The sequence below is a fragment of the Actinoplanes sp. NPDC048988 genome, assembly GCF_043197815.1.
Lineage (GTDB): Bacteria > Actinomycetota > Actinomycetes > Mycobacteriales > Micromonosporaceae > Actinoplanes.
Genome location: NZ_JBICTW010000026.1, coordinates 77,262 through 102,725, shown reverse-complemented (window position 1 = coordinate 102,725; position 25,464 = coordinate 77,262). Strand labels below are relative to the sequence as shown.

At 71.0% G+C, this 25,464-nt stretch carries 22 protein-coding genes; 16 read left to right on the top strand and 6 right to left on the bottom strand.

Going from position 1 to position 25,464, the window contains the following annotated elements; translation table 11 throughout:
- Positions 1-65: 65 nt before the first annotated feature.
- From ACGFJ7_RS44360 to ACGFJ7_RS44350, 3 genes are all read left to right on the top strand, one after another.
- Entirely contained in the window at positions 66-602 is a 537-nt protein-coding gene (locus tag ACGFJ7_RS44360) for a helix-turn-helix domain-containing protein (protein WP_360248317.1), read from the top strand.
- Positions 603-691: 89 nt separating this feature from the next.
- Entirely contained in the window at positions 692-1,984 is a 1,293-nt protein-coding gene (locus ACGFJ7_RS44355; protein ID WP_360247972.1) for a cyclopropane-fatty-acyl-phospholipid synthase family protein, read from the top strand.
- Positions 1,985-2,116: 132 nt separating this feature from the next.
- Positions 2,117-2,518 carry an NUDIX domain-containing protein gene (locus tag ACGFJ7_RS44350; RefSeq protein WP_360247974.1) on the top strand — a complete coding sequence of 134 codons (402 nt, stop codon included), beginning with the start codon at positions 2,117-2,119 and terminating at the stop codon, positions 2,516-2,518.
- A 3-nt stretch (positions 2,519-2,521) separates the two neighbouring features.
- Here ACGFJ7_RS44350 and ACGFJ7_RS44345 read toward each other — a convergent pair whose 3' ends face one another.
- A complete protein-coding gene (locus ACGFJ7_RS44345; RefSeq protein ID WP_360247976.1) occupies positions 2,522-3,115 on the bottom strand; it encodes a hypothetical protein in 594 nt (197 codons plus the stop codon).
- A 104-nt stretch (positions 3,116-3,219) separates the two neighbouring features.
- Between ACGFJ7_RS44345 and ACGFJ7_RS44340 the strand changes: the two genes are divergently transcribed.
- Positions 3,220-3,771: a YbaK/EbsC family protein gene (locus tag ACGFJ7_RS44340; protein WP_360248319.1), complete on the top strand. Its 552-nt coding sequence runs from the start codon at positions 3,220-3,222 to the stop codon at positions 3,769-3,771.
- A 25-nt stretch (positions 3,772-3,796) separates the two neighbouring features.
- Here ACGFJ7_RS44340 and ACGFJ7_RS44335 read toward each other — a convergent pair whose 3' ends face one another.
- Genes ACGFJ7_RS44335 through ACGFJ7_RS44320 form a run of 4 tightly spaced genes read right to left on the bottom strand, consistent with a single transcriptional unit; the run spans position 3,797 to position 7,063 of the window.
- Positions 3,797-4,438 carry a DsbA family oxidoreductase gene (locus tag ACGFJ7_RS44335; protein WP_360247978.1) on the bottom strand — a complete coding sequence of 214 codons (642 nt, stop codon included), beginning with the start codon at positions 4,436-4,438 and terminating at the stop codon, positions 3,797-3,799.
- Positions 4,439-4,449: 11 nt separating this feature from the next.
- Positions 4,450-4,884 (bottom strand): SufE family protein, encoded by a 435-nt coding sequence (locus ACGFJ7_RS44330; protein WP_360247980.1) that lies wholly within the window; start codon positions 4,882-4,884, stop codon positions 4,450-4,452.
- A gap of 24 nt (positions 4,885-4,908) precedes the next feature.
- A complete protein-coding gene (locus tag ACGFJ7_RS44325) occupies positions 4,909-5,301 on the bottom strand; it encodes a CBS domain-containing protein (RefSeq protein ID WP_360247982.1) in 393 nt (130 codons plus the stop codon).
- A 28-nt stretch (positions 5,302-5,329) separates the two neighbouring features.
- Complete coding sequence (locus ACGFJ7_RS44320) at positions 5,330-7,063, bottom strand: proline--tRNA ligase (protein WP_392648252.1); 1,734 nt, start codon at positions 7,061-7,063, stop codon at positions 5,330-5,332.
- Between the two features lie 141 nt (positions 7,064-7,204).
- Between ACGFJ7_RS44320 and ACGFJ7_RS44315 the strand changes: the two genes are divergently transcribed.
- The 12 genes from ACGFJ7_RS44315 (at position 7,205) to ACGFJ7_RS44260 (ending at position 24,583) form a co-directional block, all read left to right on the top strand.
- Positions 7,205-7,978, top strand: coding sequence for an SGNH/GDSL hydrolase family protein (locus tag ACGFJ7_RS44315; RefSeq protein WP_392648250.1), 774 nt, complete (start codon positions 7,205-7,207; stop codon positions 7,976-7,978).
- Between the two features lie 21 nt (positions 7,979-7,999).
- Positions 8,000-8,899, top strand: coding sequence for a sulfurtransferase (locus tag ACGFJ7_RS44310; protein WP_360247988.1), 900 nt, complete (start codon positions 8,000-8,002; stop codon positions 8,897-8,899).
- 69 nt (positions 8,900-8,968) lie between these two features.
- Positions 8,969-10,708, top strand: a complete 1,740-nt coding sequence (locus ACGFJ7_RS44305; protein ID WP_360247990.1) for an HSP90 family protein — start codon at positions 8,969-8,971, stop codon at positions 10,706-10,708.
- Positions 10,705-13,452, top strand: coding sequence for a tetratricopeptide repeat protein (locus ACGFJ7_RS44300; protein ID WP_392648247.1), 2,748 nt, complete (start codon positions 10,705-10,707; stop codon positions 13,450-13,452). The genes ACGFJ7_RS44305 and ACGFJ7_RS44300 overlap by 4 nt, the downstream gene beginning before the upstream one ends.
- Before the next feature lie 52 nt (positions 13,453-13,504).
- Entirely contained in the window at positions 13,505-14,110 is a 606-nt protein-coding gene (locus ACGFJ7_RS44295; RefSeq protein WP_360247994.1) for a TetR/AcrR family transcriptional regulator, read from the top strand.
- Between the two features lie 5 nt (positions 14,111-14,115).
- On the top strand, positions 14,116-15,444 hold the full coding sequence (locus ACGFJ7_RS44290) for a biotin carboxylase N-terminal domain-containing protein (protein WP_360247996.1): 1,329 nt from the start codon (positions 14,116-14,118) through the stop codon (positions 15,442-15,444).
- A 7-nt stretch (positions 15,445-15,451) separates the two neighbouring features.
- Entirely contained in the window at positions 15,452-16,330 is an 879-nt protein-coding gene (locus ACGFJ7_RS44285; RefSeq protein WP_360247998.1) for a hydroxymethylglutaryl-CoA lyase, read from the top strand.
- Between the two features lie 145 nt (positions 16,331-16,475).
- Complete coding sequence (locus ACGFJ7_RS44280; protein WP_360248000.1) at positions 16,476-17,522, top strand: hypothetical protein; 1,047 nt, start codon at positions 16,476-16,478, stop codon at positions 17,520-17,522.
- 278 nt (positions 17,523-17,800) lie between these two features.
- Complete coding sequence (locus tag ACGFJ7_RS44275) at positions 17,801-19,165, top strand: chaplin family protein (RefSeq protein ID WP_360248002.1); 1,365 nt, start codon at positions 17,801-17,803, stop codon at positions 19,163-19,165.
- A gap of 216 nt (positions 19,166-19,381) precedes the next feature.
- Positions 19,382-20,899: an acyl-CoA carboxylase subunit beta gene (locus ACGFJ7_RS44270; protein WP_392648242.1), complete on the top strand. Its 1,518-nt coding sequence runs from the start codon at positions 19,382-19,384 to the stop codon at positions 20,897-20,899.
- Positions 20,900-20,919: 20 nt separating this feature from the next.
- Positions 20,920-22,074: an acyl-CoA dehydrogenase family protein gene (locus tag ACGFJ7_RS44265; RefSeq protein WP_392648276.1), complete on the top strand. Its 1,155-nt coding sequence runs from the start codon at positions 20,920-20,922 to the stop codon at positions 22,072-22,074.
- 79 nt (positions 22,075-22,153) lie between these two features.
- Positions 22,154-24,583, top strand: a complete 2,430-nt coding sequence (locus ACGFJ7_RS44260) for a helix-turn-helix domain-containing protein (RefSeq protein ID WP_360248004.1) — start codon at positions 22,154-22,156, stop codon at positions 24,581-24,583.
- 324 nt (positions 24,584-24,907) lie between these two features.
- On the opposite strand, the gene ACGFJ7_RS44255 is transcribed toward ACGFJ7_RS44260, so the two are convergent.
- Positions 24,908-25,402, bottom strand: coding sequence for a MarR family transcriptional regulator (locus ACGFJ7_RS44255; protein WP_360248006.1), 495 nt, complete (start codon positions 25,400-25,402; stop codon positions 24,908-24,910).
- Positions 25,403-25,464: the final 62 nt, after the last annotated feature.

Here is a 25,464-nt window from a genome sequence, read left to right as displayed (position 1 = left end):
AAAGAGTCATTGGCCGTTCGGTTGTTGCAGTCCCGGTTGCGGCGGGCCAATATCCACGTGTGACGATGCGCACACCGGAGTTCCTTTCGATCGGCGAGGCCGCGGTTCTCATGCGGTTTCCACGGTGGCGCGTGCTTGATCTGTGTGCGCGGGGCTTTCTTCCGTACGTCAATGTCGGTCCGCAGCGCCGGGTGCGCCGGTCCGATGTGGAGGCTCTGATTCACCCTGTGCTGACTCGGGAACAGACCGAGCAGCTGTGGTTGCATCGGGCGATCGCCGCGAAGCTGGCCGCCCATCCGCCGGCCGTCCTGGCGGCGGCGGCGATCAATCTGCGGCGGTTGCGGCAGCTGCACCCCGAGGGCGCGGAATGGACGTGGCTCGATCGCTGGGAGGCGCTGCTGGACGGTGGCGTGGCCGCGGTCATAGACGTGTTGACCTCTCCGGCGGAGCATGCGGTGAAGCTGCGCAGCACGTCGCCGTTCGCCGGCGTGCTGTCCGAGGCGGAGCGGCGGGCGGTGCTGTGGGCACTCGCCGAAAGCCGTCGTGACCAGGCAAGACCGATGCGCCTGGAAACGTTGGAGCGGGTCATGCGCGCAGTGTGAGTCGTCGATCACAAACTGCATCAGGACCTTATGTATCTCGCGGATCCGGGCAGATAGTGGAGATCGTCTGCACCCCCGGGGAGGTACCGATGCCGACGACCATTCCTTCTCTGAACACCGCCACGCGGCTCAAGGATCTGCTCGAATCGCTGTTACAGGCGCCGATGCCCGTACGGCTGCGAGCCTGGGACGGCTCCGAGGCCGGCCCCACCGACGCCCCGGTGCTGGTGATCCGCAACAAGCGGGCGCTGCGCCGGATCATCTGGCAGCCGAACGAGCTCGGGCTGGCCCGGGCGTACGTCTCGGGCGAGATCGACCTCGAGGGCGACCTGTACGAGGCGCTGACGCGGCTGGCCGCCCTGATCTGGCGCGCCCCCGATCTGCGGGACATCCCGATCCGCTCGGTCTTCGGCGACCTGGTGCGCCTCGGCCTGCTCGGCACCCAGCCGAAGCCGCCGGCGGAGGAGATGGTCGTCTCCGGCAACCGGCACAGCAAGCGGCGGGACCGGCAGGCGATCAGCCACCATTACGACGTCGGCAACGACTTCTACCGGATCGTGCTCGGGCCGAGCATGGTCTACTCCTGCGCCTACTGGACGTCCGACGAGCCGGGTTACGGGCTGGCCGACGCGCAGCGCGACAAGCTCGACCTGATCTGCCGCAAACTCGGCCTCGAGCCTGGCATGCGCCTGCTCGACGTCGGATGCGGCTGGGGCAGCCTGGCCATCCACGCCGCCCGCGAGTACGGCGTCCGGGTCCTCGGCATCACGCTCTCGACCGAGCAGGCCGAGTACGCCCGTAAGCAGGTCGCCGAGGCCGGCCTGACCGACCAGGTCGAGATCCGGGTGCAGGACTACCGCGACCTCGACGACGGGCCGTTCGACGCGATCTCCAGCGTCGGCATGGCCGAGCACGTCGGCACCGGGCCGTACAGGGAGTACGCGCAGATCCTCTACGGCCAGCTGAAGCCCGGCGGCCGCTTGCTCAACCACCAGATCTCCCGGTTGCGCCTGGCCGAGAAGCAGCCGCATCAGCAGCGTTCCTTCATCGACGCGTACGTCTTCCCGGACGGCGAGCTGGCGCCCATCGGCACCACGACCACGCTGCTGGAAGAAGCCGGTTTCGAGGTACGCGACGTGCACGCGCTCCGGGAGCACTACGGCCGCACCCTGCGGGCGTGGGTGGCGAACCTGGAGTCCGACTGGGCCGAGGCCATGGAGCTGACCAGTCCCGGTCGCGCCCGGGTGTGGCGGCTCTACATGGCGGCCTCGGCGCTCGCCTTCGAACAGGCACGAATCGGTGTGAACCAGGTCCTCGCGGTCAAGGAGCACCGGGACGGTACGAGCGATATGCCCGCTACCCGCAGTTCCTATTCGGTGTGATCGATCCCGTTACCGTCCACCAGTCCATTTCGGTCGGTGACGGTTCGACTACGTAGGAACGAATCCGGACGTTATCCACAGGTTTTTGCTCTGGTCGTGCGTGAACCCTCGGCATCCGGCTAGCCTGCGATCGTGGACGAACGAAAACGGGCCGCCGCCGTGATCGTGCGGGATGGGCGCGTGCTGATGGTGCACGAGCGCAGCCGGCGATCCGGTGGCGGCGAGTGGTGGACCCTGCCCGGCGGCGGTCTGGAGCCGGGCGAGACCGCCGAGCAGGCCGTCCGGCGGGAGGTGTTCGAGGAGACCGGCCTGGTGGTCGGCGAGGCCCGGCACATCCTCGAGATGCCGTACCCGTCGGGCATGACCTCGGTCTTCTCGGTGACCGTGGCCGACGGCGAGCCCCGGGTGGGCGCCGACGACGGCATCGGGCCGGAGCCGCTGGGGCTCGACTGGCTGCCCGCGCCGGAGCTGCCGATCGAGACGCACGGCGGGGTTCCGGTCCCGCCGATGATCGTCGTGCTGCCGGCGGCGTAAGAGCTATCGGGCCGCCCCGGCCCGATCGGGGGTGCGGCCGGAGGCCCGGGTTGAGGCCCGGTCTGGGGCGCCGTCCGGGGTGCGGTCGGGGGCGGACGCGGCGGCGGTGTGGTTCGAGGTCGCGGTCTGAAGGCGAGCGGCGGCGTGCACCATCCGGGTGACCGGAGCCGGCGTGGAGGATGGCGCCGCGGCGGCGGCCATCGCGGGACCCTGGGCCGGCCGGTTCCGCGCGGCGCGGCGGCGCTGAGTGACGAAGAAGGCGCAGGCGGCGCCGTAGGCGGCCGCCAGTCCCAGCCCCACGTACTGCTCGGCGCCGGTCTGCACGATGGCCATCATCAGGGCCAGCTCGGCCCACAGGCCGAGCAGCACCGCGTTCACCGTGTCGGACCGGCTCCAGCGGGCCGGGAACCCTCGGCGGGCCTGCCGCTTGATCTCCACGGCGAGCGAATGGGTCAGCCCGGCGGTCAGGACGATGAGCAGGAACGTGGCGAAGACGGAGTGGGTGCCCCCGCCGGAGGCGGCCGCTATCGCGGTACCGCCGGCCAGCAGAGCCAGGCCGCTGACGGTACCTACACGAGAGCTACGACGTTCCTCCACAGCCTCTGTAAGTCGGCACGATCGGTCCCGGCCTGAGGACTAGTTCACCCCGGGGTGGGAGGACTACCAGGCGAGCGGAGTATTGAGCGAGGATGGCGGACGTGATGGGAAGCCTGAAGCTCGAACCCGCCCAGTCCCGCCCCGATCTGCTGGCCGCGCCGGTCTCCAAGGCTCTGGCCGTCTGGCCCGAGGACGCGCCGGTCGACGCCGACCAGGTGCTGGTGGCCCCGATCGACCCCGAGCTGGCCGACACGGCGGCGTTCTGCGAGGCGTACGACGTGGGTCTGGACGTCTCGGCCAACTGTGTGATCGTCGCGGGTCGCCGCGGTGAGGTGACCCGCTACGCGGCCTGCATCGTCCTGGCCACCACCCGGGCCGACGTGAACGGCGTCGTCCGCCGCTACCTGGACGCGCGCAAGGCGAGCTTCGCCCCGATGGACGACGCGGTCCGCCTGACCGGGATGGAGTACGGCGGGATCACCCCGATCGGCCTGCCCGCGGACTGGCCGATCCTGGTCGACGCCCGGGTCGCGGCCGCGCCGCACGTGATCGTCGGATCGGGTGTCCGGCACAGCAAGATCGCTATCGCCGGACCGGCCCTCGGTGCCCTGCCGGGCGCCGAGGTGATCCCCGACCTGGCGAAGCCGATCGACTAACGTCAATACTGTTTCACGTGGAACATCATCGACCCGCGTCGACGGCCTCGCGGCGGGCGATCTCCTCCAGGGCGGTCAGGATCGTGGCCGAGTCCTGGGCGCCCTGGATGGCGTACTTGCCGTCCACCACGAAGAACGGAACGCTGGAGATGCCGAGCTCGCGCGCCTCGGTCAGGTCGGTCTCGACCGCGCTCGTGCCGGCGTCGGTGTCGAGGTAGGCGGCCGCCGCCGTCTCGTCGAGGCCGATCGAGCCGGCCACACCGGCCAGCGCCTTGCGGGAGCCGACGTCGATGCCCTCGGCGAAGTGCGCCCGCTGAAGCGCGTCCAGCATCTCGGCCTGGCGGCCCTGGTTCGCGGCCCACGCGATCAGCCGGTGACTGTCGAACGTGTTGGCCGCGACGGCCCGGTCGTAGTCGATCGTGATGCCCTCGCCGTCGGCGATCGAGGTCACGTGCCCGAGCATCTGGTCGACCCGCTCGGCGCCGCCGAACTTGGCCGTCATGGCTTGCTTGATAGGCAGTGGCTCCGGCACCGGGGCCGGGTCGAGCTGGAACGCGCGGTAGGTGACCGTGACGTCGCCCGGGTACTCCGCCAGGGCCTTGTCGAGGCGGTGCCGGCCGAGGTAGCACCAGGGGCAGACGACGTCGGACCAGACCTGAATATCCACGAGACGGAACCCTAACGTGCCGCGACCTGGGCGGCGATCTGCCGCTTGAGCCGGGCCAGAATCGCCGAGCCGCCACGGATGCGCAGCGGGCTGATCGCCTGGGCCAGGCCCATTCGCGCGTAGAGGTCGTCGGGGACGGCGAGGATCTCGGCGGTCGTCGCGCCGGCCAGGCCCTCGGCCAGGATGCCGGCGAAGGCCCGCGTGGTCGGCGCCTCGGGCGGGCAGTCGAACCAGGTGACCACGGTGTCGTCCGGCTGCACCGTGGCTTTGAGGAAGAACTGGGTCTGGCACTCGGGCACCTGCTCCATGCCGTCGTGCCCGGCCAGGTCGGCCGGGAGCGGCGGCATGGAGTCGGCGAACTCGAGCAACATCTCGAGCACCACGTCACGCGGCGCCGAGGCGAACTCGTCGACGATCTCGGCGAGTCTTACTGGCATGTCGGTCACAAAGTGACCCTACTCAGGCCGGACTCAGGCCGGCGCGGACGTCGGCAGGAGTGCCACATCGCTGAGGCTGATGATGCCGACCACCTTGCGGTCGGCGTCGCAGACCAGCAGCCGGCGGACGCCGCGCTCACGCATCGCCTGCACGGCCTCGTCCACGGTGGCCGACTGCTCCACCATGATGAGCTCGTGCGAGGTGACGTCGCCGAGCGACGTCGTCTTGACCGGCAGGTTCTCGGCGATGGCCCGCACCACGATGTCGCGGTCGGTGACCAGGCCGACCATCGTCGGCCCGCGGGTCACCACGACGTCGCCGATGGCGCGATCGCGCATCACCTGGGCCGCCTCGTCCAGCATGGTCGCCTCTGGCAGGTAGACCACCTGTCGGGTCATGACATCAGCGACCGATGGTCTCGCCATGCGCACACCTCCCATGTTGTGAATGGAGTTACCCGAGTGCCGACGTGATTACACGCGGTATGTCCGTGATCGGCACCTCTTCGCGGGCGCCTGTGCGGCGATCGCGAAATTCGGCGAATCCCTCGGCCAGTCGCCGGCCCACCACGACGGACCGGGCGACCCCGATGAGCTCGGCGTCGGTGAACTTCACGCCGGGTGACACGTTCGGCCGGTCGTCGACGAGAACCCGCAGTCCCGCGTCCCGCAGCGCGGCGCCGAGCGACAGCGCCGCCTGAATCTGGCCGTCCTTGCCGGCGGCCACGATGTGCACGTCGGCCGGAGCCACCTCGTCCGGCCACAGCAGTCCCCGCTCGTCGTGGTGCTGCTCGGCGATGGCGGCGACCGCGCGGGACACCCCGATGCCGTACGAGCCCATGGTCGGCCGCACCGGCTTGCCGTCCGCCCCCAGCACGTCCACCTTGAACGCCTCGGTGTAGCGGCGGCCGAGCTGGAAGATGTGCGCGATCTCGATGCCCCGGCGGATGGTGAGGGCGCCGTCCGCGCAGGCCGGGCAGGGATCGCCGGCGCGCACCTCGGCCGCCTCGATCGTGTCGTCGACGGTGAAGTCGCGGCCGGCGACCACGTTCACGGCGTGGCGGCCGGGCTCGTTGGCCCCGGTCAGCCAGGCCGTGCCCGGGGCCACCCGTGGGTCGGCCCGGTAGCGCACCTTGATGCCCTGCGGGCCGATGTAGCCCTTGACCAGGTCGGGCCGGGAGTCGAAGTCGTCGAAGAGGGTGGCGGTGGCCGGCGCCAGCGCGGCGTCGAGCCGCTTCAGGTCGACCTCACGGTCGCCGGGCACGCCGATCACCAGCAGCTCGTCCTCCGCGCCGGGGCGGTGCACGGTGACCACCACGTTCTTCAGCGTGTCGGCGGCCGTCCAGTCGGTGCGCCCGCCGAGGGCGCGGGCGTTGGCCAGGTCGACGAGCGAGGCGATCGTCGGTGTGCCGGGGGTGTCGTGCACGGAGAGGTGGTCGAGCTCACGAGCCGAAGGCGCCGGCGCGGGTGTGATGACCGCCTCGGTGTTCGCCGCGTACGAGCATGAGGTGCAGCCGACGTACGTGTCCTCACCCACCTCACTCTCGGCCAGGAACTCCTCGGAGGCGGAGCCGCCCATGGCGCCCGACACGGCCGAGACGATCGTGTGCTCGAGCCCGAGGCGGGCGAACGCGCGCTGGTAGGCCGCGCGCACCTCGCCGTAGGCCGACGTCAGCTCCTGGTCGGTGAGCGAGAACGAGTACGCGTCCTTCATCAGGAACTCGCGGCCGCGCAGCAGGCCGGCCCGGGGACGGGCCTCGTCGCGGTACTTCGTCTGGATCTGGAACAGCAGCAGCGGGAAGTCGCGGTAGGAGCTGGTCATGTCCTGCACGAGCAGGGTGAACATCTCCTCGTGGGTGGGCGCGAGCAGGTAATCGGCGCCGCGCCGGTCCTTGAGCGTGAAGATGTCGTCGCCGTACTCGGTCCAGCGGTTGGTTGCCTCGTAGGGCTCGCGCGGCAGCAGCGCCGGGAACGACACCTCCTGCGCGCCGATCGCCTCCATCTCGTCCCGGACGATCGCGGCGACCCGGTCGAGCACGAGCTTGCCGAGCGGCAGCCACGTATATCCACCCGGGGCGGCGCGGCGGATGTACCCGGCGCGCAGCAGCAGCCGATGACTCGGCACCTCAGCCTCGGCCGGCTCCTCACGAAGGGTGCGAAGCAGCAAGGTGGACATTCGCAGAAGCATGCGGAGCAGCGTAGATACCCTGCCGGGGGTGAGGCCACCGCTTTACTCCGTGTCGCCATCGTCACGCTACCGACGGCCTTGCTTCGGTGGAAACGTGTTCCCCACGAGCAAAAGTGAAAGCACGTTAAGGGGGGCCGCCGGATGGCCTGGAAAAGCTTCGTGGCAATGGGGGACAGCTTCACCGAGGGGCTGAACGACGCTTACCCGGACGGTAGTTTCCGGGGCTGGGCCGACCTGGTGGCCGCCCGCATGGCCGTCGACGCGGGACCCGACTTCGGATACGCGAACCTGGCGATCCGCGGCAAGCTGCTCGGCCAGATCGTCGACGAGCAGCTGGAGCCGGCGCTGGCCATGCGGCCGGGCCTGGTCAGCTTCGCGGCCGGCGGCAACGACTCGCTGCGGCCCCGCGTCGACCCGTACGCGCTGGTCGAGCGGATGGAATCGGTCGTTTCCCGGGTACGGGCCACGGGTGCCGACATGATCCTGTTCCGCTTCGCCGACGTCACGGTCAACCTGCCCGCGATGCTCGGGCGCCGGGCCGCGGTGCTCAACGACGGGGCCCGGGCGCTGGGGGAGAAGTACGGCGCGTACGTCGTCGACCTGTTCGCCGACAACGCCTTCCGCCATCCGCACATGTGGGCGCCCGACCGGCTGCACCTCTCGCCCGCCGGTCACCGCCGTGTCGCCGGCCACGTGCTGAACGCGCTCGGCGTCGGCTGCGACGACCAGTGGATGCTGGTGCCGCCGAACCCGGAGCCCACCCCGTGGCTGCTCGCCCGCGGCGCCGACCTGCGGTGGGCCCGGGAACACCTGGCACCCTGGGTCAGCCGGCATCTGCGTGGCCACTCGTCGGGCGAACACGTCGTGGCCAAGCGCCCGCAACTGGCCCCCGTGACGGGCGACATCGCGGCCTAGCGAAGGACTAGCGTGGCAACCATGTCCGTTGCGAACGATCCGGCGCCGGCGCTTCAGGCGTACGCCCATCCCGACAAGCTCGTCACCACCGAGTGGCTCGCCGCCAACCTCGACACCCCGGGCCTGGTGGTGGTCGAGTCGGACGAGGACGTGCTTCTCTACGACACCGGCCACATCCCGGGCGCCGTCAAGGTCGACTGGCATCTGGAGCTCAACGACCAGCTCACCCGCGACTACCTCGACCCGGCCGCGTTCGCCGCGCTGCTGTCGGCCAAGGGCATCGGCCGCGACGACACGATCGTCTTCTACGGCGACAACTTCAACTGGTGGGCCGCGTACGCCCTGTGGGTCTTCGAGCTCTTCGGCCACCGCGACGTCCGCCTGCTCGACGGCGGCCGCCAGAAGTGGGCGGCCGAGGGCCGCCCGCTGACCCGCGACCGCACCGAGCGGCCGGCCGCCGACTACCCGGTGCCGGTCCGCAACGACGCCGAGATCCGCGCCTTCCGCGACCAGGTCATGGCCCACATCAGCAGCGGCCGCCCGCTGGTCGACGTGCGCTCCCCGCAGGAGTACACGGGCGAACTGACCCACATGGAGGCCTACCCGCAGGAGGGCGCGCTGCGCGGCGGGCACATCCCCGGCGCGGTCAGCAAGCCGTGGAAATCGGCGGCCAACGAGGACGGCACCTTCAAGCCGGCCGACGAGCTGACCAAGATCTACAGCGACGAGCTCGGGCTCGACTCGAGCGACGACATCATCGCGTACTGCCGGATCGGTGAGCGGTCGAGCCACACCTGGTTCGTGCTGCACCACCTGCTCGGCTACCCGCAGGTCCGCAACTACGACGGCTCGTGGACCGAGTGGGGCAACCTCGTGCGGGCACCCATCGCGAAGGGCACGGAGCCCGGCGGCCTCAGCTAGCCGGCGACGAACGGGGCGGCGTCGAAAACCGCCCCGTTCTTGTCGGTGGGTGGCGGTACCTTGTCCGCCGTGAGCAACACGTTCCAGGTCGATCTCCGGGGCATCGTCGACCTGCTGAGTCACCACCTCTACGCGAGCCCACGCGTCTACGTCCGCGAGCTGCTTCAAAACGCGGTCGATGCGATCACCGCCACCGGTGACCTCGCGTCCGGCTCGGTGACGATCACCACCGGCGACCACGGCCTGCGCGTCGACGACAACGGCATCGGGCTCACCGAGGCTCAGGTGCACGAGTTGCTGGCCACCATCGGCCGCAGCTCGAAACGCGACGAGCTCGGCTTCGCGCGACACGAGTTCCTCGGCCAGTTCGGCATCGGCCTGCTCTCGTGCTTCCTGGTCGCCGACGAGATCCGGGTACACACCCGCCGGGCCGGCGCCGAGCCCGTGTTGTGGACCGGTTACTCCGACGGCCGCTACGACGTTCGCGCCGGTGACGGCCGCGAGCCCGGGACGACGGTCACCCTGCTGCCGCGCCGCGGCTCGGAGCATTTACTGAGCCGTACGACAGTTCGTGAGCTCGCCGAGCTTTACGGCTCGCTGCTGCCGGTGCGGGTCGAGGTCGACGGTGAGCGGGTGACCACCGGCGCGGTGCCGTGGGAACACCAGGACGCGGCCCTCACGGCGTACGGGGAAAAGGTCTTCGGTTTCCGGCCTTTCGACACCGTCGAGCTCGCCGTGCCCGAGGCGGGCCTGACCGGCGTCGCGTTCATCCTGCCGACACCGGTCAACCCGGCCACCCGCGGTGGTCACCGGGTCTATCTCAAGCGCATGCTGCTCTCCGAGGGCGTCGAGGGCCTGCTGCCGGAGTGGGCGTTCTTCGCCCGTTGCGTGGTCGACAGCACCGAGCTGCGGCCCACCGCGAGCCGCGAGGCGCTGTACGACGACGGCCTGCTGGCCGACACCCGGGAGGCGATCGCCGATCAGCTGCGCGGCTGGCTGGTCCGGCTCGCCGCCACCGATCCGCGCCGGCTGGCCCGCTTCCTCGAGGTCCACCACCTCGGGGTCAAGGCGCTCGCGCTGCACGACGACGAGATGCTGCGCCTGGTCGAGCAGTGGTTCGCGATGGAGACCAACATGGGCCGGCTGACGCTGGCCGAGTTCCGCGAGCGGTACGGCGTGATCCGCTACGCGGCCACCACCGACGAGTTCCGTCAGCTCGCCGCCGTGGCCGCGGCCCAGGAGGTGGCCCTGATCAACGGCGGCTACGTCTACGACGCCGACCTGATTCAGCGGCTGACCACAGTGGACTCCGACGTTCGGGTCGAAAGGCTCGAGCCGGCCGACCTGGCCACCCGGTTCACCGCCGTCGACACCGAGACCGAGCTGCGGCTGCGCCCGTTCCTCACCGCGGCCCAGCGCCGGCTCGACCGGCTCGGCTGCGAGGTCCAGGTCCGCGCGTTCGACCCGGCCAGCCTGCCCGCGCTCTACCTGGTGAGCCGGTCGGCCGCCTTCCACGAGGAGTTCACCGCCGGCCGTGACCGCGCCGACGACCTGTGGGGCGGCGTGCTCGACGCGCTCGCCCACACGGCGCCGCCCGACCGCCCGCAACTCGTGCTCAACCACCGCAATCCGTTGGTGCGCCGGGTGATCGCCATCGCCGACCCGGAGCTGATCGGCCTCGCCGTCGAGTCCCTCTACGGCCAGGCCCTGCTGCTCGGTCACCACCCGATCAAGCCGGCCGACGCCGCGTTGCTGACCACGTCGTTCCTGGGCCTCCTGGAGCGCGCCGTCCCCCAGGAGGACCGATGAAAACCGCCGAGGAGCTGCGGGACCTGCTGTCCCAGGCCGAGGACATGCCGTACGGTGCGGCTCGCACCGCCCTGGCCGAGCAGATCCTGCGCCACGTCGACGCGGCCGGCGACCCGTTCCTGTCCTTCATGGCGCGGCTGATCGCCACCAACAGCTTCGTCTACGGTGGTGAGCCGGCCAAGGGCTTCGTCACCTTCTCCTGGTGCGTCAGCGACTTCGACCGCAACCCCCAGCCCTACCACCAGCGCGCCCAGCACAATCTGCTCTGGCTGTTCAAGACCATGGTCAACGCGCTGACCAAGTTCCCCGAGGTGCCGCTGGCCCGGACGTACGCGGTTCTCGACGACATGGAGCGGCGCTACCGGGAGTACGGGCAGGGCCTGGGCGCGCTCTACAAATACCGCTACGTCGTGGCCGACCACGTCGGGCTGCGCGACGAGGCCGACTCCTGGTATGAGAAGTGGCAGGCCGCCCCGCGCGACAGCCTCTCCGACTGCGTCGGCTGCGATCCGACCGACGTCGCGGGCTATCTCGCCGCCCGCGGCCGGTTCGCCGAGGCCGTCGAGCATGCCCACCCGGTGCTCGAGGGCACGCTCAACTGCACCGAGCAGCCGCAGGCGATCCTCGAGGAGCTGATGGTTCCGTACCTGTTGACCGGCCGGGAGTCCGACGCCGCCGACGCACACCGCCGCTCGTACCGTCTTCAGCGGGCCAACCTGGCCGACATGGCCGACGTCGCCGGCCACATCACCTTCTGCGCGCGCACCGGCAACGAGCACCGCGGCTTGGAAATCCTGCAACGGCACATCGACTGGCTCGACAAGGCGCCGTCACCCGCGGCGGCGATGGAGTTCGCCGCGGCCGGCGGCCACCTGCTTCGCCGCGTCACCGACCTGGGCCACGGCGACGCGGTCGTGCGCCGCCTCGACCGCCCCGACATCACCGCGGCCGAGCTCGCCACCGAGCTCGCGACCCAGGCCACCGACCTGGCCGCCCGGTTCGACGCCCGCAACGGCACCACGGCCCAGAGCGCTCGCATCGCCGGCTGGCTGGCCCGCGAGCCCTTCGGTGTCGAGGTACCCCTGTCACCGACCCAGCGGGTCACACCGGCCCCACCGCCGTTCAAGGTGGACATTCCTGATATTTCCGAGGATCTGAGTGCGGCCGAACTGCTCGACCTGGCCGAGGAGCACGCCGGGGCCGATCGCGACGACGCCATGGTGGCGGCGCTGGCCGAGTTCGACCGGCGGTTCCCCGAGCCCGCCGGCGAGGAGGCCGGCCGGCGCGCCGCCCTCGAGGGCGCGGCCCTCGACTGGCGCGAGGACCCCGAGGCGGTCGAACGGACCTGGCGCCGCGCGTTCGACCTGCTGACCGAGGCCGGCTCGGCCGAGCGGGCGGCCGCGACCGGTGGTCGGCTCGGCGTCCTCTACTGCCTGACCGACCGGCCCGACGAGGGATTCGCCCTGGTGCGGGCCGAGGTGGCGCACATGACGGAGCACGGCGACGACCGCCGCCGGTCGAGTGCCTGGTCGCGCTTGGCCGTCGCCCAGTTCCTGGCCGGCGACTTCGCCGCCGCCGGTGACAGCCTCGACCGGGCCGACGAGTTCGCCGAGGCCGCCGGCCTGCCACGGCACCGCGCCGACAACGAGATCTGGCGCGTCCGCATCCTCATGGCCGCCGACGAATCGGCCGCCGACGAATCGGTCTCCGCCGAGTCGGCCGGCGGTGAATCGGCCGGCGGCGAATCGGTCCCCGCCGAATCGGCCTCGGAGGGGCTGGATCGGCGCGGGCGGGCTCTGGCCGCGGCGATGCGTGCGCGTGACTTCTACCGCGAGCACGGCCCGGCGTCCCGGCTGGCCGAGGCCGCGCTGATGGTCGCCGACCTCTCCACCGACGCCGAGCAGGTGGCCGAGGCCTTCGGCGAGGCGCTGGCCGGTGGCGGTTCCCAAGTGGCGCTGATGGCCCGGGCCGGGCGCGGGCGGGCGCTTCTCCACCTCGACCGGGCCGCCGAGGCCGTACCCGACCTGGTCGAGGCCGTTGCCCTCTGCGCCGAGCAGGGCGAAGAGCGGAACGGTGCCGTTGTTCGGCAGGAGCTCGCCATCGCGTACATGCGATCGGGCCGTCCGGTCGAGGCGGCCGAGGTCGCCGAGGAGGCACTGCTGCTCTTCGAACGACTCGAACTCGACGGTCCGGCCGACGACGTGCGGTTTCTGCTCGCCGGGCTCTACCGGGAGATCGGTGATCAGCACGGCGCCCTCACCATCTACCAGGCGCTGATCGAGCGTCTGGCCGACAACCCGGCCGGGCGGGGCCAGGTCGGTGAGCAGGCCGGGGCGCTGCTGTACGACCTCGACCGTGACGCCGAAGCGGCCCAGGTTTTCCAGGCCGCGGCCGAGGCGCTGCACGAGGCCGGTGACCTCATCGGCGAGCTGCGGCTCCTGCGCCGGCGGGTGAGTGCCCTGCACTTCGCCGACGACGCGCCCACCGGGCTGGCCGTCGCCGAGCAGGCCGAGAGGCTTTACGCCGAGCTTCCGCCCGAGCTGGCCGCCGAGCCGAACGCGGTCTGGCAGCGCTCGATGGTCGCCCGCGAGGCCGCCGGCCTGCTGTTGGCCCGCGGACGGCATGCCGAAGCCGTGCCTCTTCTGGAGGGTTTGCCGGAGCGTTTGCGGGCAATCGGTGCCGAGGAGGATGCGGCCGCGATCGAGAACATGCTGGAAGAGGCGCGAAACACTACTGATGAGTAGAATCCTTAACGCACGTTAAGCATTCGGCTTGACAGAGGGTTAGAGTGACCTCGTGACAACGGTTGATCAGCAGCAGCGCCCGGGGCCGCCCACGCCCCGGCGCCGGTCGCGCCGCGACGAGATCCTGGAGATCGCGGTAGGCCTGTTCGCGTCCCGTGGATATCACGGTGTCTCGATGGATGACATCGGGTCGGCGGCCGGGGTGACCGGCCCGGCGCTCTATCACCACTTCGCCGGCAAAGAGGCGATGCTCGTGGCGGCGCTCATCCCGGTGAGCGAGGGCCTGCTGCACGGCGGTGAGGCCCGCGTCGCGCTGCACCCCGACGACGCCAGCGCCGCGCTCGCCGACCTGATCGACTTCCACGTCGAGTTCGCCCTGGCCAACCCGGCCGTCATCGCGCTGCATCTGCACGAGCTCGACCGCCTGCCCGAGGAGCCGCGGCGTCAGATCCGCAAGCTTCAGCGGCTTTACGTCGAGGAGTGGGTGGGCGTGCTGGGCAAGCTGCGTCCCGAGCTCGACGCGGCCGAGGCCCGGGTGCTCGCGCACGCGGCGTTCGGTCTCATGAACTCGACACCGTTCCTCGGCGGTGAGGTCGACCGGCGCCGGCGGGCCGCGCTGCTGCGCGAGGCCGCCGTCCACGCGCTGACGGGGCGCTGAGGCCGATGATCGAGTCGCTGCTCGTCGCGAACCGGGGCGAGATCGCCCGGCGGATCATCCGGACCGCGCGCCGGCTCGGCATCCGCACGATCGCCGTGCACTCCGAGCCCGATGCCGGCCTGCCGTTCGTGCTCGAGGCCGACGAGGCGGTCTGCGTCGGCCCGGCCAACCCGGCTCAGAGCTACCGCAACGCCGAGGCCATCCTGGCCGCCGCGAAATCGACCGGCGCTCAGGCGATCCACCCCGGCTACGGCTTCCTCAGCGAGAACGCCGACTTCGCCCGGGCGGTCGAGGCCAACGGCCTGATCTGGGTCGGGCCGGGTCCCGAGGCCATCGCCGCGATGGGCGACAAGATCAACGCGCGCAACATCATGGCCGCGGCCGGTGTGCCGGTCGCGCCGGGCTCACACGATCCGGCGGCCACTGTGGACGCCGCTGTCGCGTCGGCCACCGAGATCGGCTACCCGGTGATGGTCAAGGCCGCCGCCGGCGGTGGCGGCATGGGCATGGCGGTCGCCGGCGACGAGCAGGCGCTGCGCGCCGAGTACGACAAGGTACGCGGCTTCGCCGAGCGCATGTTCGGCGACGGCTCGGTGCTGATCGAGCGCTACTTCCCCCGGGTACGCCACGTCGAGGTGCAGATTCTCGGCCTGGCCGACGGCCGGGTGATCGCCCTGTCCGAGCGCGAGTGTTCGGTGCAGCGCCGCAACCAGAAGCTGGTGGAGGAGACGCCCAGCCCGGCCGTGTCGCCCGAGCTGCGCGAGCGTTTCCTGGCCGCCGCGGTGCGGGCCGGCGAGGCGGTCGGGTACCGCAACGCCGGCACCGTCGAGTGCCTGCTCGACCCCACCACCGGCGAGTTCTTCTTCCTCGAGATGAACACGCGCCTCCAGGTGGAACACCCGATCACCGAGATCATCCACGGCATCGACCTGGTCGAGGAGCAGCTGCGGATCGCCTCGGGTGAGCCGGTGAACGTCACGACAGCGACCCGAGGCCACGCCATCGAGTTCCGCGTCAACGCCGAGGACCCGAAACGCTTCTTCCCCGGCCCCGGGCAGATCACCACGTGGGTCGAGCCGAGCGGCGAGGGCGTCCGCGTCGACTCCGGCTACGCCGAGGGCACGGCGGTCACCCAGCATTACGACTCGCTGATGGCCAAGCTGATCGTGGTCGGCGCCGACCGGGACGAGGCGCTGGCGCGGGCCCGGGACGCGGTTGCCGGTTTCCAGATCGCCGGCCCCAAGAACAACCTGCCCTTCTTCGCCGAGCTGCTGGAGAATCCGGAGTTCCTGTCCGGCGACTACGACACCGGCATCGTGTCCCGAATGAGGTGATCCCCCGATGACGTCCGTGAGCATCCGAGAGGTCGCGCCGCGGGACGGGTTGCAGAACGAGGAGCCCATCCCGACCGACGCCAAGGTCGCGCTGATCGACGCGCTGAGCGGGACGGGCGTACGGCGAATCGAGGCCGTCTCGTTCGTCCATCCCAAGGCGATCCCGCAGATGGCCGACGCCGACGAGGTCTGGTCACGGGCCGCGAAAAATCCGGAGATCCGTTATTCGGCGCTGATCCCGAACACCCGCGGCGCGCAGCGGGCCCTGGCGGCCGGCTTCCGCGAGATCGAGGTCGTCGTGTCCGCGTCGGACACTCACAACCGGCGCAACCTCAACCGCTCCACCGACGAGTCGCTCGACGACATCGCCTCGCTCGTCCCGCTGATCCACGAGGCCGGCGCGACGGTCGAGGTGATCGTCGCGACCAGTTTCGGCTGCCCGTTCGAGGGCGACATCGATCCCGACCGGGTCGCGGGGATCGTGGCCCGGGTCCGCGCCGACGGCGCCGACCGCATCGCCTTCGGCGACACGACCGGCATGGCGACTCCTCGCCGGGTCCGTGACCTGCTTTCCGCCGTCCGCCCCGACCTTCTTCATTTCCACAACACCAGGGGTACGGGGCTGGCCAACATCCTCACCGCGCTCGAGCTGGGGGTGACCGAGTTCGACGCGAGCGTCGGCGGTATCGGTGGCTGTCCTTACGCGCCCGGCGCCTCGGGGAACGTGGCCACCGAGGAGGTCGTCCACATGCTTCACGACATGGGCCTCGACACCGGGATCGACCTCGACCGTCTGATCGCCGTCGCCGGGGAGGCCGAGAAACTGCTCGGCCGTACCCTGCCGTCCGGTGTTCTACGCGCGGGGCCACGAACGAGATTGGTGTGATTTCCCCCGCAGCACGCTGCGATCATTTTTCCGATTCGTCCGCGTGACCGCTGTCCCGTCGTTTCGTTACCAATACCGAGTGGCCGATATCGCCGAATACGGCGGATCCGCCACCGGTTCGAGTCGAAACGACGAGGGGCGGAACATGACGGGACTGGGGGTCGGGCGTACGCGCACGGCGTACCCACTGCCGATCGTGCCGCCCGCCGGCGAATCCACGCCCGTGCCGCCTCACATCCAGGGGGCGGAGTGGCGTTCGGAGCGCCGCGCGCGCCGGCACACCGGATCCCGGTGGAGCCTGCGAGTCCTCGTCGTCGGCGGTCTGGCCGGTGCGGCCTGGCTGCTCACCGGTGCCGCCGCGCAGGCCGCGGACCGGGTCGACGGGCCGGACGGCTCGTTGCTCGGCTCCGTCATCGGCGCCGACACCACAGCTCCGGTCACCGGTCTCCTGCAGGCGGCTGTCCAGCCGCTGGAGTCGGAACAACCGGACCACCAGCGACACGTCGTGACCGACATCCTCGACGTTCCCCGGCGGGTTCTCTCCCATCCGGCGGAGACTGTCGACGAGGTCACCGACGACACCGACCCGGTGGACGCCGCCGTGAGCGACGTCGACCAGGTCCTGTCGGGTGTCACCGGCACAATCCGCCTCATCGGCGGCCCGGAGACCCCGCAGCGGCTCACCGCGGTGACCGACGCGGTCATCGAGACCGAGAGCCCGGCCGCCGAGCGGCCGGAGCCTTCGGAAGAGGAACGGCCACAGCCGGCCGGCGAGCCGGCCCACGCCGCCGCGATGAGTCCTGTCCCGATCACCAAGACCTTCCGCGCCCCGGTCGCCGGCCACCACGCCGCCATGCCGGTCAAGCGCGACAAGGTCTCCTCCGCACCGCCGGCCCACCGGCACCACCACCACGCCCGCGCCGCTCAGGCGGCGAAGGTCGTGGCGCCGGAGCGGGCCGGGGAGGAAAGCACGCCCGGCGGTGACGAACCAGCCGCTCCTCTGCGGCTGCGTCTCGGGGACGTCAGCGGCACCCCGACCACTGGGTCGGGGACACCGACGGAAGGTGGCTCCGCGGCCTTCCTGCCGGCTGCGATCGCCGGCAGCGCGATGGCCAGCCATCTCGCCGCGATCGCGTCCGATGTCGAGGCCCGGCAGCACGACGCCGAGGCACCGACCGTCTCACCTGACTGAGTGATGGCGCTCGGCGGTCCGCCCGACCGCCGACGACCGGCCGGCACCGGCTTCGGTGACCGCGGTCGGGCCCGATTCCCGAACCGCTTGCGAACAAGCGGCGAATCGCAGACGCCTGAATCACACGCACCGCACCGAAGCGCCTTGTGGGCGCACGTCGACAAGCGGAGTCAGGGCAGAAAGAAACGAGCCAGGGCACCGCTGCGCCCGAAACACATCGCCCAATTGAATACGCATGCATTTTTGCCGAAACATTCTTGAAAGGCATTTCTTTCCTCATGAAGACTTGGGTTCGTAAGACTCTGAGCGTCGGCGTCCTGGCCGCTGGCGCCCTGCTGTTCGCCCCGGCCGCGGCGCAGGCCGACGTCATCCAGTCGAACGGCGACAACAACGGGATCCTCAACGGCACCCAGCTCGCCGTCCCGGTCCGCGTCCCGGTCAACGTCGTCGGCACCTCGGTCGGCATCCTCGGTGTGGCCGACTCCCGCGGCGCCGGTGTCAACCACCTCGAGAGCGGTCGCCGCGGCGTCCAGTCCAACGGGGACAACAACGGCATCCTGAACGGCACCCAGGCGTACCTGCCGGTGAACGTTCCGGTGAACGTCGTCGGCACGGCGGCCGCTGTCGCCGGCCACGCGCAGGCCTCCGGCGTCGGCGCCAACAAGCTCGAGAGCGGCCGGACCACCGAGCACGGCTGGCGTGACCGTGACGGCGACATCCAGTCGAACGGCGACAACAACGGGATCCTGAACGGGACCCAGCTGTACGCGCCCATCGACGTCCCGATCAACGTCTGCGGCACCTCGATCGCGCTGCTCGGTGCGGCCGACAGCCGCGCGCTGTGCGTGAACGACCTGGAGAGCGGCTCGGTCAAGGGCAAGTCCCGGGGCAAGGAGAGCGCCTGGCAGAGCAACGGCGACAACAACGGGATCGCCAACGGCACCCAGCTGTACGCGCCGATCAGCCTGCCGGTGAACCTGTCGGGCACCTCGGTCGCCGTCCTCGGCGCCTCGAGCTCCCGCGCCGTCTCCGTCAACAAGCTGGAGAAGGGCACCGGTCACCACGACGATGACTTCATCCAGAGCAACGGCGACAACAACGGCATCCTGAACGGCACCCAGATCGGTGTCCCGATCAACGTGCCGATCAACGTCTGCGGCACCTCGATCGGCATCCTGGGCGCGGCCCAGTCGTCGGCGGCGTGCGTCAACGACCTCAGCGACGACCGTGACGGCCGGGTCCGTGGCGGCTTCTGGGGCGGCGGCAACGACTGGGACGGCGACTGGGACGGTCACCACGGCCACGGCCGGCCGGGTCACCACCACGGCGACGACGACGACGACTTCGGTGGCGCCCAGGGCGAGGACCCGGACGACTACAAGGGCAACGGCGGCGTCAAGGGTGACGACAACGTTCGCGGCGACGACGACAAGGGCTACGGCGCGCAGCAGGGCGAGGAGCCCGCGGCCGAGGAGCCCATGGACGAGGAGCCGACCAAGGGCTACACCAAGCCGGCCGCTACCGGTTCGGACAGCAAGGCCACCGGTGGCCGCAAGGCCATGACCGAGGGTTCGCCGGTGACCGACCTGGCCGGGACCGTCGGCGACGCCACGGGCCTGGGCCTGCTGAACACGCTGCGCTGAGCACCCGCATAGACCGGGTCGCGCCGGTCCCGGGTGCGACCCGACGACGCCAGGAGGCGTCGAGCAGTACCCGGTGTCCCTCCACGGCACCGGAGCAGTGAAAACGGACGGGAGTCTCCGCAGCCGGCGGGGGCTCCCGTCCGTCGTTGCCGTGACCTTGACAGGTGAGCTACCCTAACGGTCGTTAAGCCTAACGATCGTTCAGGGGAGCTTCTGGTGGACGACCTCGCGCAGACGCGCAAACGCGTGCTGGCCGGCGGCGCCGAGCGCTACCACGCGGCCAACGCGGCGAAAGGCAAGCTCTTCGCCCGCGAGCGCATCGCGTTGCTGGTCGACGAGGGCTCCTTCGTTGAGGACGGCCTGTTCGCCAACAGCCTGGCCGACGGGCTGCCGGCCGACGGCGTGATCACCGGAGTCGCCCGGCTCGACGGCCGCGACGTCTGCCTGATGGCCAACGACTCGACAGTCAAGGCCGGCTCCTGGGGCGCCCGCACGGTCGAAAAAATCATCCGCATCATCGAGCGGGCCGTGGAGTACGGCGTACCGATGATCTACCTGGTCGACTCGGCCGGCGCCCGCATCACCGACCAGGTCGACCTCTTCCCGGGCCGCCGCGGCGCCGGGAAGATCTTCCACACCCAGGTGCGCGCGTCCGGCGCCATCCCGCAGGCCTGCGCGCTGTTCGGCCCGTCGGCGGCCGGTGGTGCCTACATGCCGGCCTTCTGCGACGTCGTGGCCATGGTCGAGGGCAACGCCAGCATGTACCTGGGCTCCGACCGCATGGTCGAGATGGTCACCGGGGAGAAGACGACGCTCGAGGCGATGGGCGGGGCCAAGGTCCACTGCACCGAGTCCGGCGTCGGCCACTTCCTCTGCAAGACCGAGCAGGACGCGCTCGACGTCGTACGGACGTACCTCTCCTTCATGCCCTCGAACTGGGAGCAGCGCCCGCCCGCGGCCGAGTCGCGCGCGAGCAACGGCGCCGATCTCGCGGCCATGGTCCCGGTCAGCGAGCGTCAGGCCTTCGACATGCGGCGGTACGTCAAGGGCCTGGTCGACGAGGGTTCGTTCTTCGAGATTCAGGCCCTGTGGGCCAAGGAGCTCACGATCGGGTTCGCCCGGCTCGACGGCGAGGTGATCGGCGTCGTCGGCAACAACTCGATGTTCAAGGGCGGCGTGCTCTTCCCCGACTCGGCCGACAAGGCCAGCCGCTTCGTGCAGCTCTGCGACGCCTTCAACGTTCCGCTGCTGTTCCTCTGCGACGTGCCCGGCTTCATGGTCGGGTCGGCGGTGGAGAAACAGGGGATCATCCGGCACGGCGCCAAGATGGTCACCGCGATCTCCGAGGCCACGGTGCCGAAGATCTGCGTGGTGGTCCGCAAGGCGTACGGAGCCGGGCTGTACGCGATGGCCGGTCCCGGCTTCGACCCCGAGGCCACCATCGCCCTGCCCACCGCCAAGATCGCGGTGATGGGGGCGGAGGCCGCTGTCAACGCCGTCTACGCCAACAAGATCGCCGCCCTGCCGACCGACGAGGAACGGGCCGCCTTCGTGGCCGAGCGCCGCGCCGAGTACGAGCAGGACATCGACATCATGCGGCTGGCCAGCGAGCTGGTCGTGGACACCGTCGTCGAGCCGGGAGACCTGCGCGACGAGCTGATCCGCCGTTACCGCGCCGCGCGGGGCAAAGATCGCGGCTTCGCCCGGCGCCGGCACGGCGTCACGCCCGTCTGACCTTCAAGGAGCACGTCATGGTGGACTTCCGGCTCGGCGAGGAGCAGGAGGCGCTGCGCGCCAGCGTCCGGGACTTCGCCGTGGAACAGGTCGCGCCGGTGATCGCCGATCACTACGAGCACAAGACCTTCCCGTACGACCTGGTTCGGCAGATGGGCAAGATGGGCCTGTTCGGCCTGCCCTTCCCCGAGGAGTTCGGCGGGATGGGCGGCGACTACTTCGCGCTCTGCGTCGCTCTCGAGGAGCTGGCCCGAGTGGACAGTTCGGTGGCGGTCACCCTCGAGGCAGCGGTGTCGCTCGGCGCCATGCCGATCTACCGATTCGGCACCCCCGAGCAGAAAGAGCAGTGGCTGCCCCGCCTGGCCACGGGCGAGGCGCTGGCCGGCTTCGGCCTCACCGAGCCCGGCACGGGCTCCGACGCGGCCGGCACGACCACCCGGGCCGTGCTCGACGAGACCACGAACGAATGGGTGATCAACGGGACCAAGGCGTTCATCACGAACTCCGGCACCGACATCACCTGCCTGGTCACCGTCATGGCGGTCACCGGCGTCAACCCGGACGGCTCGAAGGAGCTGTCCACGATCATCGTGCCCTCCGGTACTCCGGGCTTCACGGTGGCGCCCGGCTACTCCAAGGTCGGCTGGTGCGCGTCGGACACCCACGAGCTTTTCTTCGACGACGTACGCGTCCCCGCCGGCAACCTGCTCGGCGAGCGCGGCCGCGGTTTCGCCCAGTTCCTGCGCATCCTCGACGAGGGACGGATCGCGATCGCCGCGCTGTCGGTCGGGCTGGCCCAGGGCTGTGTCGACGAGTCGGTGAAGTACGCCAGCCAGCGCACCGCCTTCGGTAAGACGATCGGCAACTACCAGGCCGTCCAGTTCATGATCGCCGACATGGAGATGCGCGCCCACACGGCCCGTCTCGGCTACTACGACGCCGCCGCCCGCATGTTGGCCGGCGCCGACTTCAAGCGGTACGCGGCGATCGCCAAGCTGAACGCCAGCAACGCCGCCATGGAGAACAGCCGGTGGGCCACCCAGGTGCACGGCGGCTACGGCTTCATGAACGAGTCGGCCGTCGGCCGCTTCTACCGCGACGCGAAGATCCTGGAGATCGGCGAGGGCACGTCGGAGGTCCAGCGCATGCTGATCGCCCGCGGACTGGGGCTTTAGGGCCCATCCGGGCGTCCGCTTTCCGACAAGAGCGGATCTCTGCTCGCGGGTGACGTCCGCCCTGCATAGGTTCGGTCTCATGGCGGCTGACGAGGTGGACGACCGGGCGGGTTCCGGCTTCGCCCTCGTGCTGCGCCGCCACCGGCTCACCGCCAGGCTGACCCAGGAGGAACTGGCCGCCCGGGCCGCCATCGGCGTCCGGACCGTTCGCGATCTGGAACGCGGCCGGGCGTCCCGCCCTCAGCGCACGACGGCCGAGTTGCTGGCGGCCGCGCTGAGTCTGGCCGGCGCCGAGCGGGAGGCGTTCCTGGCCGCGGCCCGAGGCCAGTCCACTGAGGAACCGGCGCCGCCGTCCACCGGCTTCCTCCGGGTTCTGCAGACCGTCGAGCTGATCGGCCGCGACGACGACATCGCCGAGCTCGACACCCTGCTGACCGATCCCGACGGCCCGCGCGGGCTCACCCTGGTCGGCATCGCCGGGGTCGGCAAGACCAGCCTCGCCTTCGTGGTCGCGCGCCGGGTCGCCCGCACCTACCCCGGCGGCGTGGCCGGCGTGGTGATCACCGATGGCAGCACGGTCGGCGAGATGCTCGGCAGCATCGCCGCCGAATTCGGTGTGGGCGGCCCCGACGACCTGCGGGAACGGCTCGGTGGCCGGGCTGCCCTGCTCTTCGTCGACGCGGTCGAGCGCTCACCCGAGGCCGCCGCCGAGAGCCTGGCCCGCCTCCTCGAACGCCTGCCCGAGCTGCGGTTCCTCGCCACCGGGCGGCACCCGGTCGGCCTGCGGGCGGAAAGAGTGTGGCCGGTCGCCCCGCTCACCGCACCGCCCTCCGAGACCACGAACGCCCGGCCGGACGTGGCGGCGTACCCCGCGGTCGGTCTTTTCCTCCAGCGTCTGGGCCGTGAGCTCGAGCCCGACGAGGTGACACCCCTGGCCGCGCTCGTCCGCCGGCTCGGCGGGCTGCCGCTCGCCATCGAACTGGCCGCCGCGCGCGGGCGCGTGCTGACCGTTCCCGAGATCCTCGACCGGTACGGGGACCGGGTGCTCGACCTCGACCGTCCCGGTTCCGGGCTGCCCGCCCGCGAGACCGTGGTGTCGCTGCGCGAGGCGGTGGCGGCGAGCTACCGGCTGCTCGACGACGGCGAGCAGCGGGCCCTGCGCCGGCTCGCCATGTTCCGGTACCGCTGGTCGCTCGAGCTGGCCGAGCAGCTGATCGGCGACGACCACGCCGACGTGGTGCACCTGCTCGACCGGCTGCTCGAGCTGGGCCTGCTCAGCGTGCGCGGCCGCCGGGCCTTCCGGTTCCGGCTGCTCGACGTGGTGCGCGACTTCGCGGCCGAACGGGCCGCGGCCGAGGGCGAGCTGACCGAGGCGCGGCGGCGGCACGCGCTGGCCCTGGCCGATCTCGCCCAGCGCACAGCGCCCGACCTGATCGGCGTCCGGCTGGCCGAGGCGGCCGACCGCCTCGACAGCGTCGCCGGCGACCTGGGCGCGGCGCTGGCGTTCGCGGCGCGGGAGGACCCGCACACCGCGCTGCGGATAGCGGCCGCGCTGCCGCGCTGGTGGCGGTTCCGCGGGCGCGACGTCACGGGGCGGCAGTGGTTGCGCCGGCTCGTCGACGATCCCCGTACCGCCGACGCCGACCCGGCCGTCCGGGCCTGGGCACGTATCGGCCTGGCCCAGCTCGCGCTCGAACACGGCGCCGGTGCCGAGGAGATCGGCTCGGCGACCGCGGCGCTGGCCGAGTTCGAATGGCTCGGCTCGGCGGCCGGCCAGCTCACCGCGCACACCCAGCTCGCGTCCCTGTGGATGACCACCGGCGGGTTCGGCGAGGCACGGCGACACGGCGAGGCGGCGTTGCTCCTGGCCCGCCGCGGTGGCCGTACGCGGGACATGGCCATCGCCGAGAACAACCTGACCTGGCACGAGATCAGGGAGGGCGACCTGCCGGCCGCGCGGCGCCGCCTGGCCGCGGTGGACGAGCTGGCCGGCGCGTGCGGCGAGCTCCGGCTGCGCGCGGTGGCGCTGGCCAACCTGGCCGAGGTGGCGCGCCTGGACGGGCATCCCGAGGAGGCCGAGCGGCTGGGGCGCAGCGCGATGACCGAGCTGAGCGAGGTCGGCGACCCGAATCATCGGCGGCGGCTGCTGGCCACGATCGGCCAGGCGCTGGCCGAGTCGGGCCGCGTCGCCGAGGCGAGCGCGGTGCGGAACCAGCTCCGCCCCGAGGGCGATCAACCGCCGGACGGCCCGGCCGCGATCGTGGAGGCGGCGATCGCGCTGCGCCGGGGCGAGAACAAGAGGGCGGCCGAGTGCTTCTCGGCGGCTGTCGACGCGTACGAGGGAAGCCATGATCCTCGAGACACGGTCGAGGCTCTGGTCGGCCTGATCGTCAGCACGCCCAACGCCGAGGAGCGCGAGGCGGCCGAGCAGCGGCTGCGGGAGCTCTGCCGGACCGGCGGGATCACCCTGCTGCCGCGAGATCGCGCGAGGCTCGGCGACCTGTTCTGACGGCCTTGTCCAGGCGGCCTTGTCTAGGCGGCCTTGTCTAGGCGGCGCTGTCTTGACGGCGCTTTCTTGGCGGAGGAGGGGCGGCGACGGCCGGCGATCGTGCCCCCCACGCGCCGGCCGTCGCAACGCCCCACCAGTTACGCGGCGAGAACGAAGCTCCCCCGTCAGCCCCGCACGCGCCTCGGTCGCGCCGCATCCCCCTGCGCGATCACAGTAGCCGCGCAGGGCCGGGAAAACGGGGAGATTTGTCCCTTTTGGTCACCGCGTCGCCCGATCCTGCCGGTACTTCTGCCGGTTGTCGCCCGGCGGCGCCACCGGCCGTGATCAGGCGGCTGCGGCGGGTTCCTCGGCGTCGGTGCTGCCGGCCGTCGCGCACGGGTTGACGGCGTCCCGAATGCGGCGGAGCGAGGTCATCATCCCGTCCAGCTCGGCCGGGCTGAGCTGGCCGATGAACCACTGCTGAAGCAGCTCGAGATGCCCCGGCAGCACCTCGTCGAGCCGCTGCCGGCCGTCATCGGTGATCACCGCGTACGAGCTGCGGCGGTCGGTGGCACAGGCCTCGCGGCGGACCAGGCCGTCGCGGTCCATCCGGTCGACGACACGGGTGACACCACTAGTGGACAAAGAGGTCTGACCGGCGAGGTCGGTCATGCGGAGCCGGTGACCAGGGGAGCGGGCGAGCCTCATCAGCACCTCGAACTCGACGGCTGAGAGGCGGTGTTCCTCGAACTGGGCGGCGAAACGATTGGTCAGCCCCGTGAACGCTTCGGTGAACAGCCCGATGGCGGTGAAGCGGGGGTCATCCAGGTTCGTACTCACATGACCATCCTACACCGGCCCTTGACACGTGGAATATTGCTTGGCATATAGTTGCTGTGTCA